The organism is Nonomuraea sp. NPDC050540, assembly GCF_044457485.1.
Taxonomy (GTDB): domain Bacteria; phylum Actinomycetota; class Actinomycetes; order Streptosporangiales; family Streptosporangiaceae; genus Nonomuraea.
This window is the reverse complement of the sequence record NZ_JBITHA010000025.1, coordinates 1-12,212: the sequence shown is the minus strand read 5'-3', so window position 1 is coordinate 12,212 and position 12,212 is coordinate 1. Positions and strand designations below refer to the sequence as shown.

Below are 12,212 nucleotides of genomic sequence, written 5' to 3'. Positions count from 1 at the left end.
ATCTAGGAGTCACGCAGAGCGATGTGGGCGGCGATGAGGCGCTGGGCCTCATCGCGCTCGGAGCGCTCGCCCGAGACGTCGTCCGCCCACGCCAGCAGCCGGCGCAGGTGGGCGTCGGCCGTGTCCGTGGCGATGCGCGGGCTGCCGAGGGCCACCTCGCCGCTGGTCCCGTCGATGGTGACCACCGTGCCCTCGCCGACGGTGCGCCCACCGGCGCTCAGGGAGCGGCCGTCGACGACCAGGTCGGCGATGCCGACGACGGCGGGCTTGCCCATCGCCCGTGCGACGACCGCGGCATGGCTGGCCGGACCGCCGCGCGCGGTGACGATGCCCGCGGCGGCGGCCAGGCCGCGCATGTCATTCGGGGACGTCTCCGGACGGACCAGGATGACCGGGCCGTCGGCGGCCATGCGTACCGCCGCGTCGGTCGTGGTCGCCACCTTGCCGGCCGCGACGCCGGGGCAGGCTCCCACGCCCCGGGCCAGGATGTCGGCCCGTGCCGGTGCGGCTATGCGGGGGGTGCGTACGTGCGGCAGGTGTTGGGGCGAGACCCGCAGCAGCGCCTCGCCGCGCGTGATCAGCCGCGCGTCGGCCAGCTCCGTCGCGACGCGAACGGCGGCGCCGCCCACGAACCGTCCCGGCCGGACCTGCAGCAACCAGAGCTCACCGGCCTGGAAGGTGAACTCGACGTAGCACGCGTCGCGGTAGTGCCCCTCGACCCGGCGCAGAGCCTCGGTCAGCGCCGCCCAGACGGCCGGTTCGCGGTCGGCGAGCTCGCGCAGGGGCCGGGTCAGCGACCGGCCCGAGACGACGTCCTCGCCCTGGTGCCCGAACAGAACATCGCCGAACGGGACGTTCTCCCCGGTGTTGGGGTCGCGGCTGAAGGCGACCCCGGTGCCGCTGTGGGCGTCGCGGTTGCCGTACACCATCGCCTGGACGATCACGGCTGTCCCGAGATCGTGGGGGATGTCGTGCAGCTCGCGGTACGTGCGGGCGCGCGGCGTTTCCCACGAGGAGAAGACGGTCTCGACCGCCAGCTCCAGCTGCCGCGCCGCGTCGTCGGGGACGTCCCGCGCGGCGGCGAAGCCGGACAGGAACCGCTGCCGTGAGTCCTGCGCGAACCGGGCGTCGCCGGTCTCGGCCGCCAGTCCCGCCGTGGCCTCGGCGGTGAGGCCGAGGTTCAGGATCGTGGTCATCATGCCGGGCATCGACACGCTCGCCCCGGAGCGCACCGACACGGCCAGCGGCGCCCGCGCCCCGCCGAACCGGCGCCCCGTCGCGGCCTCCAGGCCGGTCATGGCGAGCGCGAGCTCCCCGGTCAGCCCGTCAGGAAGACGGCCTTCGCGAAGATAGGCCCGGCAGGCCTCGGTGGTGACGACGAACCCGGCGGGCACGGGCAGGCCCAGGCGGTGCAGTACCACGAGACCGCTCGCCTTGGCCCCCACGGCCCGCGCGCTCTCCTCGGACCGCGCGGACAGCGGCCTGACCCACCTCACCACCGGGTGATCCCGAGCGTCGCGAGCAGGTCCTCGTGCAGCTCGGCCCAGACGGTGTGGTACGACGTGGTGTGGTCGGCGAGGTACTCCAGCTCGCCCGCCCTGGCGCGGCCCAGCGTGTCCCTGAGGCGCACGCGGTACCGGCCGAAGCGCGGCAGCGCCGTGGACAGCTCGGCGCAGACGGCCGCGGCGCGCTGGTCCAGGTCGGAGAACCGGTCCAGGACGCGGCCGTCGTACGATCGGTCGCGATGGTCGTTGACGGTCAGGACGCCGTCGACGGAGCGCATCTGCCAGGCGGTGCAGAGGTCGAGCAGTTCCGGATTGAGCACCAGGAAGCGCTCGAACGCCGCGGTGATCGCGGGGCGGGCGCCGCCGGACTCCAGCTCCTCGTTGATCCACTCGGCATCGGTGGCCCGGCCCGCTTCCGTCAGGCCCCACGCGCCCATCTGGTGCGTGACGAGACCGGCGACCGCGAGGTCGATCAGCTCGGACTCGACCGCGGACTCGTCCAGGCCGGTGGTCGCGGACACCCGGGCGAGACCGGAATGTCCGCCGCAGCGCAGGGTGTGCAGCACCAGCAGGTCGGTGCGGGTCATGTCGTGGCCTTTCGCGACGTGGGGTGGTCCGCGGCCGCGTGGGCGGCGCCCCGCCCACCGGCCCGAGCGACGATCATGCCGTCCCGGACGCGGACGGCGGCTTCGGTCTCATGGCCGGCCTCGGTCAGGCCGGCGGCGGCCGCGACGGTTCCGTCGTCGACGACCACCCGCAGGCGCGCCCAGGCGGCGGGCGGGAAGACGCGCCGCAGGCAACCGGCGAGGTCGCTGATCCTGAGCCGCACCAGAGCGCCGGTCTCGGCGAGGTCGCCGGGGACGACGACCACTGTGACCCGCTCGCCGGGCCCCGTCGCCCGGACGGCCTCCTCGGCCGCGGACACGCGGTGCGCCCCCAGCACCGCCACCACACCGTCGGCGCCGAGGTCGACGCGGTCACCGGTGATCAGATCCGGCAACCCCTCCGGCGGTGTCCAAGCGTCCTGACACGGTACGGCCGGCGTCACGAAGGGCAGATGCGGCGGCGCCCACGTGTCGGCCAAGTCGAGCCCGGCCAGATGCTCACAGGCTCGCGCCCGGTCGAAGGGGTCGCCGAAGCCAGGGGCCATCTCGGCCAGGAAGCCGGCGCCGCCCAGCAACGTCAGCACGAGCTCGGCCAGCCGTACCTGCCGGTGGGATGAGCAGGTCTCCAGTCCCATGGCCAGCAGCAGCGCCTCCAGCTGGGCGACCTGCGCCAGCACGGCGCGGGCCTGCTCGTCCTCGACGACACCCGCCAGCGAGCGCAGTTGCAGCCGCCCGCCCGACGCGCTGTCGTCGACCAGCGGCAGCCGTTCCAGCCAGGTTCTGGCGAACCTGCCCAGCGCCTCGGCCGGCGACCGCGGCGGTCCGGCGGGCTCCGTTGTCTCGGCCTGCCCCACCATCTCGACGAGCACGGCCAGATACAGGGCCCGTTTGCTGGGGAAGTTCGAGTACACCGCGCCCCGGGTCAGCTCCGCCCGTTCGGCGATCCGGTCGACGTTGGCCAGGACGTAGCCCTGCTCGATGAACTCCTGCCTCGCCGCCGCCAGCACCGAAGCCCGCGTACGCGCCTGCTGCTGGACCCGCGTCAGCCGCACCATCACCGCTCCTTCTCTCCGTGATGCAGCCAGGATACTCATAGAATCCGAATGTTGTCGCCATCTGAAATCGGTGTGATAGGTACTGTCGCCATGGAGTTCTTCTGCTATCACCGGGATCGGCCAGACTCTGCCGCGCTGCGCGACGAACTGCTGGAAGCGCACTGGTCCTACATGGACGGGTACACGAAGGAGCTGATCGCCCGCGGCCCGACCTTCGTCCGCGGCACCGAGACGGCCAGCGGCAGCGTCCACATCGTCGACCTGCCCGACGCCGCGACCGCGCGGGCGTTCGCCTTCGACGAGCCCAACTACCAGGCCGGTGTGTACCGGGACGTGGTGGTACGCCGATGGCGCAACGTGCTGGGGCGCACCATGTGGGACTTCCCGGGCGGCGGGGAAGGCGGCAACCGGTACCTGGTGCTGGGTCTCGGCTCCGGGCGGCCCGCCGATCTGGACCCCTCGGGCCGGGACGAGCTGATCGCCTACGGGCCGCTGCTGTCCGACGACGGCGGCACCTGGGTGGGTACGGCGCTGCTGATCCGGGCGCCGGACCCGGATGCGGCGCGCGCCGTACTGACCCGGGACCGGTACGCCGGCATCGAGGTCCACGACTGGGAGTTCGGCGGCCGGCGGTAGCGGCTACGGGCGCACGTTGTGGTTGCCCGCGAACAGGTTGCCCGGGTCGTGGTCCCGCTTGACCGCCGCCAGCCGCTCGTACGTCTCCTTCGGGTAGATCGCGGCGACGTCCTCCTCGGTGGCGGAGGCGAGGAAGTTGGCGTACGCGCCGCTGACGTGCGGTGCGAGCCGTTCCCAGATCGCGTCCCAGGCGGGACGGCCGGCCTCGACGACCGGCTTGGGGCCCCCGGTGAGCGTCACGACCATCAGCTCCGCCCGGCGGTGCGCGTAGGCGGTGGCGTCGTCGGCCACGCGCGCCACCGCGCCGCCGACGCCGCGCACGACGATGAGCGGCGAGCCCTGCGACGTCCCGACCTCGGTGAGGATCCGCAGGGCCGAGGTCACCGACTCCTTCTCGACGAACGCGCCTCGCGTGACGAGCTGGATGCCGGGCGGCGGGGTCCCGCCGTCCACCAGGACGTCCGCGTAGGGCATCAGCGCGACGGTGTCGCCGATCACCGTGCCGAGCCGCCGGATCGGGTCGATCGCCGCCGCGGCGAGGTCCGGGTCGTCGCCGTCGAAGGCGACGGCGATCTCGACCGGCGCCTCGTGGCCACCGGCGCCCGGATTGGCGAGGCTCACGAGGGAGGTGAGCTCCTCGGGCGCGTCACGGAGGTGGTCCGCCCAGCCCTGGAGCACGGCGGACGCCTCCGCGGCGGGGAAGGTGATCGCGCCGAAGAACACCTCCGTCGTCACGTGCGCCGCGAACTCGAAGGCGGTCACGATCCCGAAGTTGCCGCCGCCACCGCGCAGCGCCCAGAACAGCTCCGGGTTCTCCCGCTCACTGGCCCGTACGATCTCGCCTCCGGCCGTGACCAGCTCGGCGGCGACCAGGTTGTCCAGGGCCAGGCCGTACTTCCTGACCTTCCAGCCGATGCCGCCGGTCAGCGTCAGCCCGCCGACGCCGACGCTCTTGGTGTCGCCCGAGGAGATCGCCAGGTTGTGCGGGGCCAGCGCGGCCGCGGCCTGGCCCCAGGTGGCGCCGCCGCCGATCCGCACGAGGTGGCGGACGGGGTCGGTGATCTCCACGTTCGCCAGCATGCCGAGGTCGATCACGACGCCGCCGTCATTGGTGCCGAAGCCCGCGAAGCTGTGGCCGCCGCCGCGTACCGACAGGGACAGGCCCTCCGCGGCGGCGAACCTCACCCCCGCCTGCACGTCCGCGACGCTCTTGGGTCGCAGCACGTACGCCGGACTGCCCGCGGCCAGCAGTGAGCGGCCGGCTGATTCGTACTCCGGTGCGCCCGGCTCGATGATGTCGCCGCCGAAATCCAGCACTGAACTCATGACTTGCTCCAGGGTTTGGGTGGGTTACGCACTGTATGACCAAAAGATGCCGCCAATTCGGATTCTGTGACGGCATGGCCGTGTGACATACGCCATACGGGCTTCTAGCGGCGCAGGCTGGTCTCCTGCTCCAGGTGAGAGAGCTTCTCCGGGTTGCGCACGGCGTACAGGCCGGTGATGAGACCGTCGTCGATGCGGAGCGCGAGGACGGTGTCGATCTCGCCGTTGAGCCGGAAGATGAGCGCCGGGTGGCCGTTGACCTGCGACGGCCGCAACGCCGCGACATCGCCGAACCTGCTCGACCCGGCGAGCAGGGAAGCCACGTTCCCGGCGCCCACGACCGGTTCAAGCACGGCCTGGACGACTCCGCCGCCGTCGCCCAGCAGCACGACGTCCGGCGCGAGGATGTCGAGCAGGCGTTGCAGATCGCCGGTCGCGACCGCCCGCTGGAACGCCTTGAGCGCGTCCTGGGTCTCGGCCGGGGAAACCCGTCCCCGAGGCCGGCGCGCCGCCACGTGGGCCCGTGCCCGGTGGGCGATCTGCCGGACCGCCGCCTGGGTCTTGTCGACGGCCTCGGCGATCTCGTCGTAGTCCAGGTCGAACACCTCGCGCAGCACGAACACCGCGCGCTCGGTCGGCGTGAGCGTCTCCAGCACCAGCAGCATCGCCATCGACACGCTGTCGGCCAGCTCGACGTCCTCGGCCACGTCGGGCGTGGTCAGCAGCGGCTCCGGCAGCCACTGCCCGACGTAGGACTCCTTGCGCCGGCCGAGCGCGCGCAGGCGGGTGAGCGCCTGCCGCGTGGTGATCCGCACCAGGTACGCCCGCCGGTCCCGGACCTCGTCAAGGTCGACCCCCGCCCACTTGAGCCAGGTCTCCTGGAGCACGTCCTCCGCGTCGGCGGCGGAGCCGAGCATCTCGTAGGCGACGGTGAACAGCAGATTGCGGTGTGTCACGAACGCCTCGGTCGCCGCTTCGTTCATCGCTGCCCCCACCTGTTCTCCTCCGGCCATGCGTACGTGCACAAGACGCCGGTACCTACCACGTTGTGACGTGGCGTACGTCACATCGCCGTGTACCCCACCGGCACCAGACCACCACAGGTAGGGGCCGACCCTGGCCGGCGCACCCGGCGCCAAGCCCCACTAGGGTCGGCCACGTGCCCCTCGTCTCCATCGTCACGCCGAGCTACAACCCGGTTCCCGGCCATCTCCTCGCGGCCTACGAGTCCGTCCGCTCGCAACGCCTGCCGGACGGCTGGGAGGTCGAGTGGGTCATCCAGGAGGACGGCGCCACGGGCGCGGCCATGGAGATCCTTCCGCGCGACCCCATCGTCACGTTCGCGACGGGGCGCCGGGGCGGGGTCGCGCTGACACGGAATCTCGCGCTCGCGCGGTCCAGGGGCGAGCTGATCAAGAATCTCGACCATGACGACGTGCTCATGCCGGATGTGCTGATGAGGGACATCGGCGTGCTGGCGGCGGATCCGCTCGTGCGGTGGACGACGTCCCGGGTCCTGGACCTGCTGCCCGACGGTTCCGCGGTCGCCTTCGACAGCGATCCGCCCGGCGGGCGGCTGGAACCCGGGTTCGTCTACGACCACTGGCGCGGGAACGACTACCGGCTCCCCGTGCACCCCACGACCATCTGCGTCCGGCGTGAACTGGCGGTCGCCCTGGGCGGGTGGATGGGCATCCCCGGCTCCGACGACACCGGCCTGCTGGTCCCGGCCAGCGTGATCAGCCACGGCTGGTTCCACAGCGAGGTCGGCCTGCTCTACCGCAAGTGGCCGGGGCAGGAGACCGCGCGGACGGAGCACTACGCGAAGCTCGAACGGGAGTTGCGCATGCGGCTGGTCGAAGAGCGCGCCGAGGCGGTACGCGCCATGTGGGCCCAGGTCACCACCTGAACGCGGTCCCAGAATGGAGATCGTGGACTATCCCGACCGAAGGTTCCGGCTGTGGGTGTACGTGCCGACGCATTCCAAGCTGCTGCTGCGCAGCGGCCGGGAGACGTCCGGGACCACCACGATCGACATCGCCTTCGCGGGTGTGGCGAGCCTCGTCGAGACCGACGAGCACGGGCGGCGGCTGCGGGAGCGGGACAGGTGGGGGATCATCCCGCCGGAGTCCGGGTGGCGATCCAGTCCAGAGCCGTGAGACCGGGCATGAAGAGGTACTCGCCACCCCGTACCGTGACGAAGCGCGGCAAGCCGGTCAGGCGTCGGCGCAGGGGGTGGGCGGGGATGGTGTGGACGCCGGTTCCGTCGTTGGCGCCGACCAGCGGATCCCTTTCCGTGCCCAGGCCGGTGAAGTCCCCGTTGTTGATCCATACCTGCTGAATGAACTCGAACTGGCGGGTCAGGCTGGCGCCCATGAAGATGAAGATCAGGCCGCGTTCGACGCCGTCGTCGTCGGTCCGGCCCTCGGGCAGGGGCGGGCCGTAGAGGGCGCCGCGCCGCACCATGCGGTGGATTCGGGTGTCGACGATCGTGCCGGTCAGGGAGTCGCGGGGGTTCACGCGGCGGATGTGGGCGCCGCGCGGCACGCGCAGGCCGTCGGGGTCGGCGCCGTCGTAGGTGAAGTCGTTGTTGCGGTGGGGGTCGGCGCCCAGGCCGGGGTCGTCGTGGTCGGGGCTCAGGGCGAGGGGGGCGCCGCTGCGCCAGCGGCCGACGATCTTGGCGGCCAGCAACTCCTCGTCCTCTGGCGAGCGGGCGTGCTCCTTCAGGTAGCGGCGGAACTCCGCCACGTGCGTGGCGCACTGGCGGAAGGCGACGAAGGTGCCGTTACGGGTGAGGATCTCCGGCTCGGGCAGCGGGGCCACCCGGCCGGATCCGTCCTCGTAGCCGAGGATGAACTCGCCGGGCATCACGTGGTCCTGGCCGGGCAGGGCGTCGATGCCGCTGCCGACGACGTACGGCCCGCCGATCCCCTCCCGGAACCCGAAATGCTCCTTGCCGCCGGGCGGCAGATGGACATCGCGCCGGTACACCTGGGACACGCCCTTGAAGTCGGCGGCCAGCGCGAGCGGCCGTTCGAGGTCCGCCTCGTCCCCGGCGATGATCACGATGCCGATGTGCACGTCACCGGTGCCCAGCGGAGATTCCCAGCGCGCGGGGTCGCTGTCGCCCACGTCGCCCAGGACGTCCTTGCGCGCGGCCATGCCGTCCCGGAACTCCCGGGGGAAGGACTCCTGGGGCACGCCCAGCCTCTCCAGCCCGGTGTGGGTGAAGGCGATGTTGAAGGTGAAGGGGCGCGGCCGGTCCATGTGGGCGGCCGAGGTCACGGAGCCGAGGACGTCGCGGAGCGCCGCCCTGGCCGCCGCCGCGTCGTCGATCCTGAACAGCAGGAACGCCCCCCGGTACGCCGCCGGACCTGGCCTCAGCACCGTTCCCTGGATGTCGCCGAGGTCGAGCCGGATCTCGCTCATGCCTGCGTGGCGTCGAGGAGGTCGTTGAGCGAGGTGAGCGCCTTCTGCCCGCGCGCGATGTCACGGACGCTGGCCTGCTCGTTCGAGGCGTACCAGACGCTCGCCTCGACCTGGTGCTTCGCGATGTACGCCAGCGCGTCGGGCGACCCCAGCCCCGGATAGCCCTCGGCCACGTCGACGAACATGTGGTCGATCCACGGCGTGGCGAAGTTGATGACGTCGACCACGTACGGCTTGAACTCGTCGCTGTAGCTCGCGGCGAACAGGATCTGCGTGCCGTCGTTGATCAGGGCGACGCGCAGGTCGTGGACGGTGCCGAGCTTGCCCTCCCAATAGGCCGCCTCGATCTGTGCCTTCTTGACCCGCTCGCGGAAGATCTCCGCTCCGCCCGGCTTCACCGGCGCCACCAGCGTGAACTCGGCCTTGTTGCCGACCCGCAGGCCCACGCCGTCGGTCTGCCGCCGGGTGGGCTGGGTCCACTTGCCGATCTCCTCGGCGGTGACGCCGGGAGAGATCGGGACATAGTCCTGCTGCATGATCGGATTCCTTCCCTCAGGGTGTCGGCGGGAGGACGTCGGCGACGCTGTCCGGTTCGGCCCGGACCTGGTCGTTGAGGCGGTGCCGTTCGATGGACGAGAGCCGGTAGACCTCCCTGCGCAGGCGCTGCAGGCTCCCGACGGGGACGTGCTCGGCGCCGCAGCGCCACGGCGTGAACGAGACGACGTCGGCGGCGGCCAGATTGTCCGCACCGCCGATGTCCTGGCGCGGGAAACGCATCCGGGCGACCGTGACGAACGGCGAGAGGCGCTCCGGCCACTCCACCGTCAGGTCGTCGACGGGCATCTCCTCCAGCGACGCGCACAGCTGCACCTGGAAGTCGAACTCGGCGCCGTGCCTGGACAGTTCGTCCACGAGCGCGGGGCGGAACACCTCGTCGTGCGCCGCCGGGTCGAGGTCGCGGTTCGTGACCGCCCCCGCGGAGACGGGCGTGGGGGTGATGCGGAGTTTCGCGACGTGGTCACCGTGCCGTACCGCGCCCATCGTCCAGAAGGTCGACAGCAGCAGGTTCTGCCAGCGGGCCTGCGAACCGAGCCGGATGAAGGCGCCGAGCTCGTCCCACGCCCACTCGTCCGGCGGCAGGGTGCCGTAGCCGGTGACCCAGTCGTGGAACATCTGGTGCGTGCCCTTCTTCCCGCCGGCGTGGTACTTCGGGATGTCGATGAAGAGCTTGGCGAGAAAGCGGTAGTGCAGTGCGGTGTTGCAGAAGAAGAACGGGCCGTTGATCATGTTGAAGTCCATGGTCGTGGTGTGCCGCTCGTCCTCCAGCGTGGTCTCCGCCTCGATGCCGAACACCTTGGTCGCCATCCCGACCACGTTGCCCAATGCCCGGTCGATCCCCAGGTGAGCGAGGCCGTTGGAGTAGCGGACCACGCAGTCGTGGATGCCGGGGCGGGCGTAGACGCCTTGGGCGTACTCGGCCGGGAGGCCGTCCAGGATCTCGAAGGTGCCCTTGACCAGGCCGTACGCCTTGGCATGCGCGAAACGCACGGCCCGGTTGACGCCTTCTCCCGCCACCGAGTTCCGCTCGAACTCGGTGACGATGTCGATGGCCTTCTGGCGGCTCTCCTCGAAGCCCGGCTCCTGGGGCTCGATCTCGGCCGAATACCTGATGGGACGCACTGTCATCTCCCCTGCCGACGCGGGGGATGATCTGCCCTGCTTCGCGGCTCGTTAGCCTGAGGCGTCGTTCAAACCTTGGTGTGGACGTCGGGCCCGGTCTCGCCTCCGTAGGTGGCGATCTTGTATTCGACGGCCGTGAGCGAAAGGGTCAGCTCCCGGATCCGGCGGCGGATGGTGTCGCGGTGCTCGAGCAGCATGTCGAGCCGTTCTGGCACTGTCCCGGCCCCGTCGTCGACGAGCGCGACGTAGTGCTGAAGGTCGCGCATCGGCATTCCGGACAACCGCATCCGGGTGAGGAACACCAGCCGCCGCACCGCCCGGTCGTCGTACACCCGATGGCCGTTGCCGTCGCGGGCCACCTCGACCAGCCCGGCGCGCTCGTAGTAGCGCAGCGTGTGCGGCGAGATGTCGAGCAGGTCGGCGACCTCCACGATCGTCATCGGCGTGGGCACGTCGGCCAGGTCGGCGAGGCGGTGGATCGCCTCGACCGACGGCGGGCCGTCGTCCCCGATCATCTCGAGTGCCCTGGTCATCAGGTCGTCGGTGGCCATGACAATCAGCCTAAATCGGCCGGGCCGATGCCGGGACGTCCTCGAAGTCGGCGCTGCGCGCGGTCTCCGCCCACCGCTCGACCTCCGCCAGTCCGCGCCGGTGGACGCCGGAGATGCGCTCGACCGCCTCACGTCCGAGCGGCAGCCGTAGCGGCACGTCGTCACCGTGCGCGAGGGAGACGATGATCTCGGCCGCGCGCGCCGGGTCGCCCTCCTGGCGGCCGTCGGTCCCGGCCATGTCCGCGCGCACCCCGGCGAGCACCTCACGGTACGTCGGCGACGTCTCGGCGAACTCCAGCACGTCGGCGGCGTTGAAGTCGGTCCTGAACCGGCTCGGCTCGACGATCATCACCCGGATCCCGAACGGCGCGACCTCCCCGGCCAGCGCCTCCGACCACCCTTCGAGGGCGAACTTCGACGCCGAGTACGTGGACACGCCGGGGAACGACATCCGCCCGCCCTGGCTGCTCATCTGCACGATGGTCCCGGCGCCCCGCGCGCGCATCGCGGGCAGCGCCGCCCGGACCAGCGCGGCGGGGCCGAACAGGTGAAGGTCCATGAGCTCACGCAACTGCGCGTCGGCGACCTCCTCGACCGCGCCGACCACGGCCCTGCCCGCGTTGTTCACGAGCACGTCGATCCGGCCGAAGCGGTCGAGGGTGGCACGCACCAGGCCCGCGGCCGCATTCACGTCGCGGACGTCGAACTCGGCCACCAGGAAGTCGTCCGGGTAGGCGGCCGCGAGATCGGCGACGCTCTCGGGCCGCCGCACCGCCGCCACCACGTGGTCGCCTCCGGCGAGCGCCGACTCCGCCAGCGCGCGGCCGAAACCACGGGAGGCGCCGGTAATGATCCAGGTCTGTGATGTCATGCCGGGGACGTTATGTCTTCGAGCGCGCTCGAACGCAAATGGACGACCGGCGCTCAGCGCGCCGACCGCGCGCCCAGCTCGACCACCAGCACCCCGCCGACGATGAGCGCGACCCCGGCCGCAGCAGGGTGTCGTCGTGCACGGAGCCGACGAAGATGGCCAGGTCGGCCTCGTCAGGCCTCGTCCTTCTTGGGCGCCAGCGCGTACGACAGGGCCACTCCGAAGCACAGCGCGAGTGCGATTCCCAGGACGATGTCGTTCAGGGCGGCGGCGAGGCCCATGCCGATGGCGAGTCCGGAGGAGAGGCCGAGCGTCCAGTTGGGGGAGGAGGTGTCCTTGTTCGTCATGGTTCGATCATCGGCCAGAGGGGTGCCGCCGGCGTAGAGGCCGCTGTCACCAGCCGCTGGTGACAGGAGTCATCTCGCTTCGGGCCGGAAGGTCACGGCCGGTCCGGCGCGGCTATCCGGTGGCGAGGATCTCGGCGACCGCCGCGGTGGACTCGGCCGTGCCGACGACGACGATGACGTCGCCGGCCAGCAGGGCGAGGTCGGGGG

14 protein-coding genes are annotated in these 12,212 nt (G+C 71.5%); 3 read left to right on the top strand and 11 right to left on the bottom strand.

The window, feature by feature from the left end:
- Nucleotides 1-2: 2 nt before the first annotated feature.
- From ACIBI5_RS48825 to ACIBI5_RS48815, 3 genes are read right to left on the bottom strand one after another with little or no spacing between them, the layout of a single operon-like run.
- Nucleotides 3-1,499: a pyruvate, phosphate dikinase gene (locus tag ACIBI5_RS48825; protein ID WP_397257803.1), complete on the bottom strand. Its 1,497-nt coding sequence runs from the start codon at nt 1,497-1,499 to the stop codon at nt 3-5.
- Nucleotides 1,493-2,092 carry a transcriptional regulator gene (locus ACIBI5_RS48820; protein ID WP_397257801.1) on the bottom strand — a complete coding sequence of 200 codons (600 nt, stop codon included), beginning with the start codon at nt 2,090-2,092 and terminating at the stop codon, nt 1,493-1,495. Before ACIBI5_RS48820 ends, ACIBI5_RS48825 begins: the two co-directional genes overlap by 7 nt.
- Nucleotides 2,089-3,165, bottom strand: a complete 1,077-nt coding sequence (locus ACIBI5_RS48815; RefSeq protein ID WP_397257799.1) for a TetR/AcrR family transcriptional regulator — start codon at nt 3,163-3,165, stop codon at nt 2,089-2,091. The genes ACIBI5_RS48820 and ACIBI5_RS48815 overlap by 4 nt, the downstream gene beginning before the upstream one ends.
- Before the next feature lie 90 nt (nt 3,166-3,255).
- Between ACIBI5_RS48815 and ACIBI5_RS48810 the strand changes: the two genes are divergently transcribed.
- Nucleotides 3,256-3,801, top strand: a complete 546-nt coding sequence (locus ACIBI5_RS48810; RefSeq protein WP_397257797.1) for a YciI family protein — start codon at nt 3,256-3,258, stop codon at nt 3,799-3,801.
- 3 nt (nt 3,802-3,804) lie between these two features.
- Here the strand turns inward: ACIBI5_RS48810 and ACIBI5_RS48805 are convergent, their stop codons facing one another.
- Together ACIBI5_RS48805 and ACIBI5_RS48800 are read right to left on the bottom strand one after the other, a co-directional pair.
- Nucleotides 3,805-5,127, bottom strand: a complete 1,323-nt coding sequence (locus tag ACIBI5_RS48805; RefSeq protein ID WP_397257795.1) for an FAD-binding oxidoreductase — start codon at nt 5,125-5,127, stop codon at nt 3,805-3,807.
- A gap of 104 nt (nt 5,128-5,231) precedes the next feature.
- Nucleotides 5,232-6,110, bottom strand: coding sequence for an RNA polymerase sigma-70 factor (locus tag ACIBI5_RS48800; RefSeq protein ID WP_397257793.1), 879 nt, complete (start codon nt 6,108-6,110; stop codon nt 5,232-5,234).
- A gap of 176 nt (nt 6,111-6,286) precedes the next feature.
- On the opposite strand from ACIBI5_RS48800, the gene ACIBI5_RS48795 reads away from it, so the two are divergent.
- Both ACIBI5_RS48795 and ACIBI5_RS48790 read left to right on the top strand, forming a co-directional pair.
- Nucleotides 6,287-7,036: a glycosyltransferase family 2 protein gene (locus ACIBI5_RS48795; protein ID WP_397257791.1), complete on the top strand. Its 750-nt coding sequence runs from the start codon at nt 6,287-6,289 to the stop codon at nt 7,034-7,036.
- A gap of 22 nt (nt 7,037-7,058) precedes the next feature.
- Entirely contained in the window at nt 7,059-7,286 is a 228-nt protein-coding gene (locus ACIBI5_RS48790; RefSeq protein ID WP_397257789.1) for a hypothetical protein, read from the top strand.
- On the opposite strand, the gene ACIBI5_RS48785 is transcribed toward ACIBI5_RS48790, so the two are convergent.
- The 6 genes from ACIBI5_RS48785 to ACIBI5_RS48760 form a co-directional block, all read right to left on the bottom strand.
- On the bottom strand, nt 7,243-8,556 hold the full coding sequence (locus tag ACIBI5_RS48785) for a Dyp-type peroxidase (RefSeq protein ID WP_397257787.1): 1,314 nt from the start codon (nt 8,554-8,556) through the stop codon (nt 7,243-7,245). The two genes, ACIBI5_RS48790 and ACIBI5_RS48785, sit on opposite strands and share 44 nt — an antisense overlap.
- Nucleotides 8,553-9,092: a hypothetical protein gene (locus ACIBI5_RS48780; protein WP_397257785.1), complete on the bottom strand. Its 540-nt coding sequence runs from the start codon at nt 9,090-9,092 to the stop codon at nt 8,553-8,555. Before ACIBI5_RS48780 ends, ACIBI5_RS48785 begins: the two co-directional genes overlap by 4 nt.
- Nucleotides 9,093-9,108: 16 nt before the next feature.
- Nucleotides 9,109-10,242, bottom strand: a complete 1,134-nt coding sequence (locus tag ACIBI5_RS48775) for a catalase family protein (protein ID WP_397257783.1) — start codon at nt 10,240-10,242, stop codon at nt 9,109-9,111.
- Between the two features lie 62 nt (nt 10,243-10,304).
- On the bottom strand, nt 10,305-10,787 hold the full coding sequence (locus ACIBI5_RS48770) for a MerR family transcriptional regulator (protein WP_397257781.1): 483 nt from the start codon (nt 10,785-10,787) through the stop codon (nt 10,305-10,307).
- A 10-nt stretch (nt 10,788-10,797) separates the two neighbouring features.
- Nucleotides 10,798-11,658 (bottom strand): SDR family NAD(P)-dependent oxidoreductase, encoded by an 861-nt coding sequence (locus ACIBI5_RS48765; RefSeq protein WP_397257779.1) that lies wholly within the window; start codon nt 11,656-11,658, stop codon nt 10,798-10,800.
- 173 nt (nt 11,659-11,831) lie between these two features.
- Nucleotides 11,832-12,005 carry a hypothetical protein gene (locus ACIBI5_RS48760; RefSeq protein ID WP_379620108.1) on the bottom strand — a complete coding sequence of 58 codons (174 nt, stop codon included), beginning with the start codon at nt 12,003-12,005 and terminating at the stop codon, nt 11,832-11,834.
- Between the last annotated feature and the right edge of the window lie 207 nt (nt 12,006-12,212).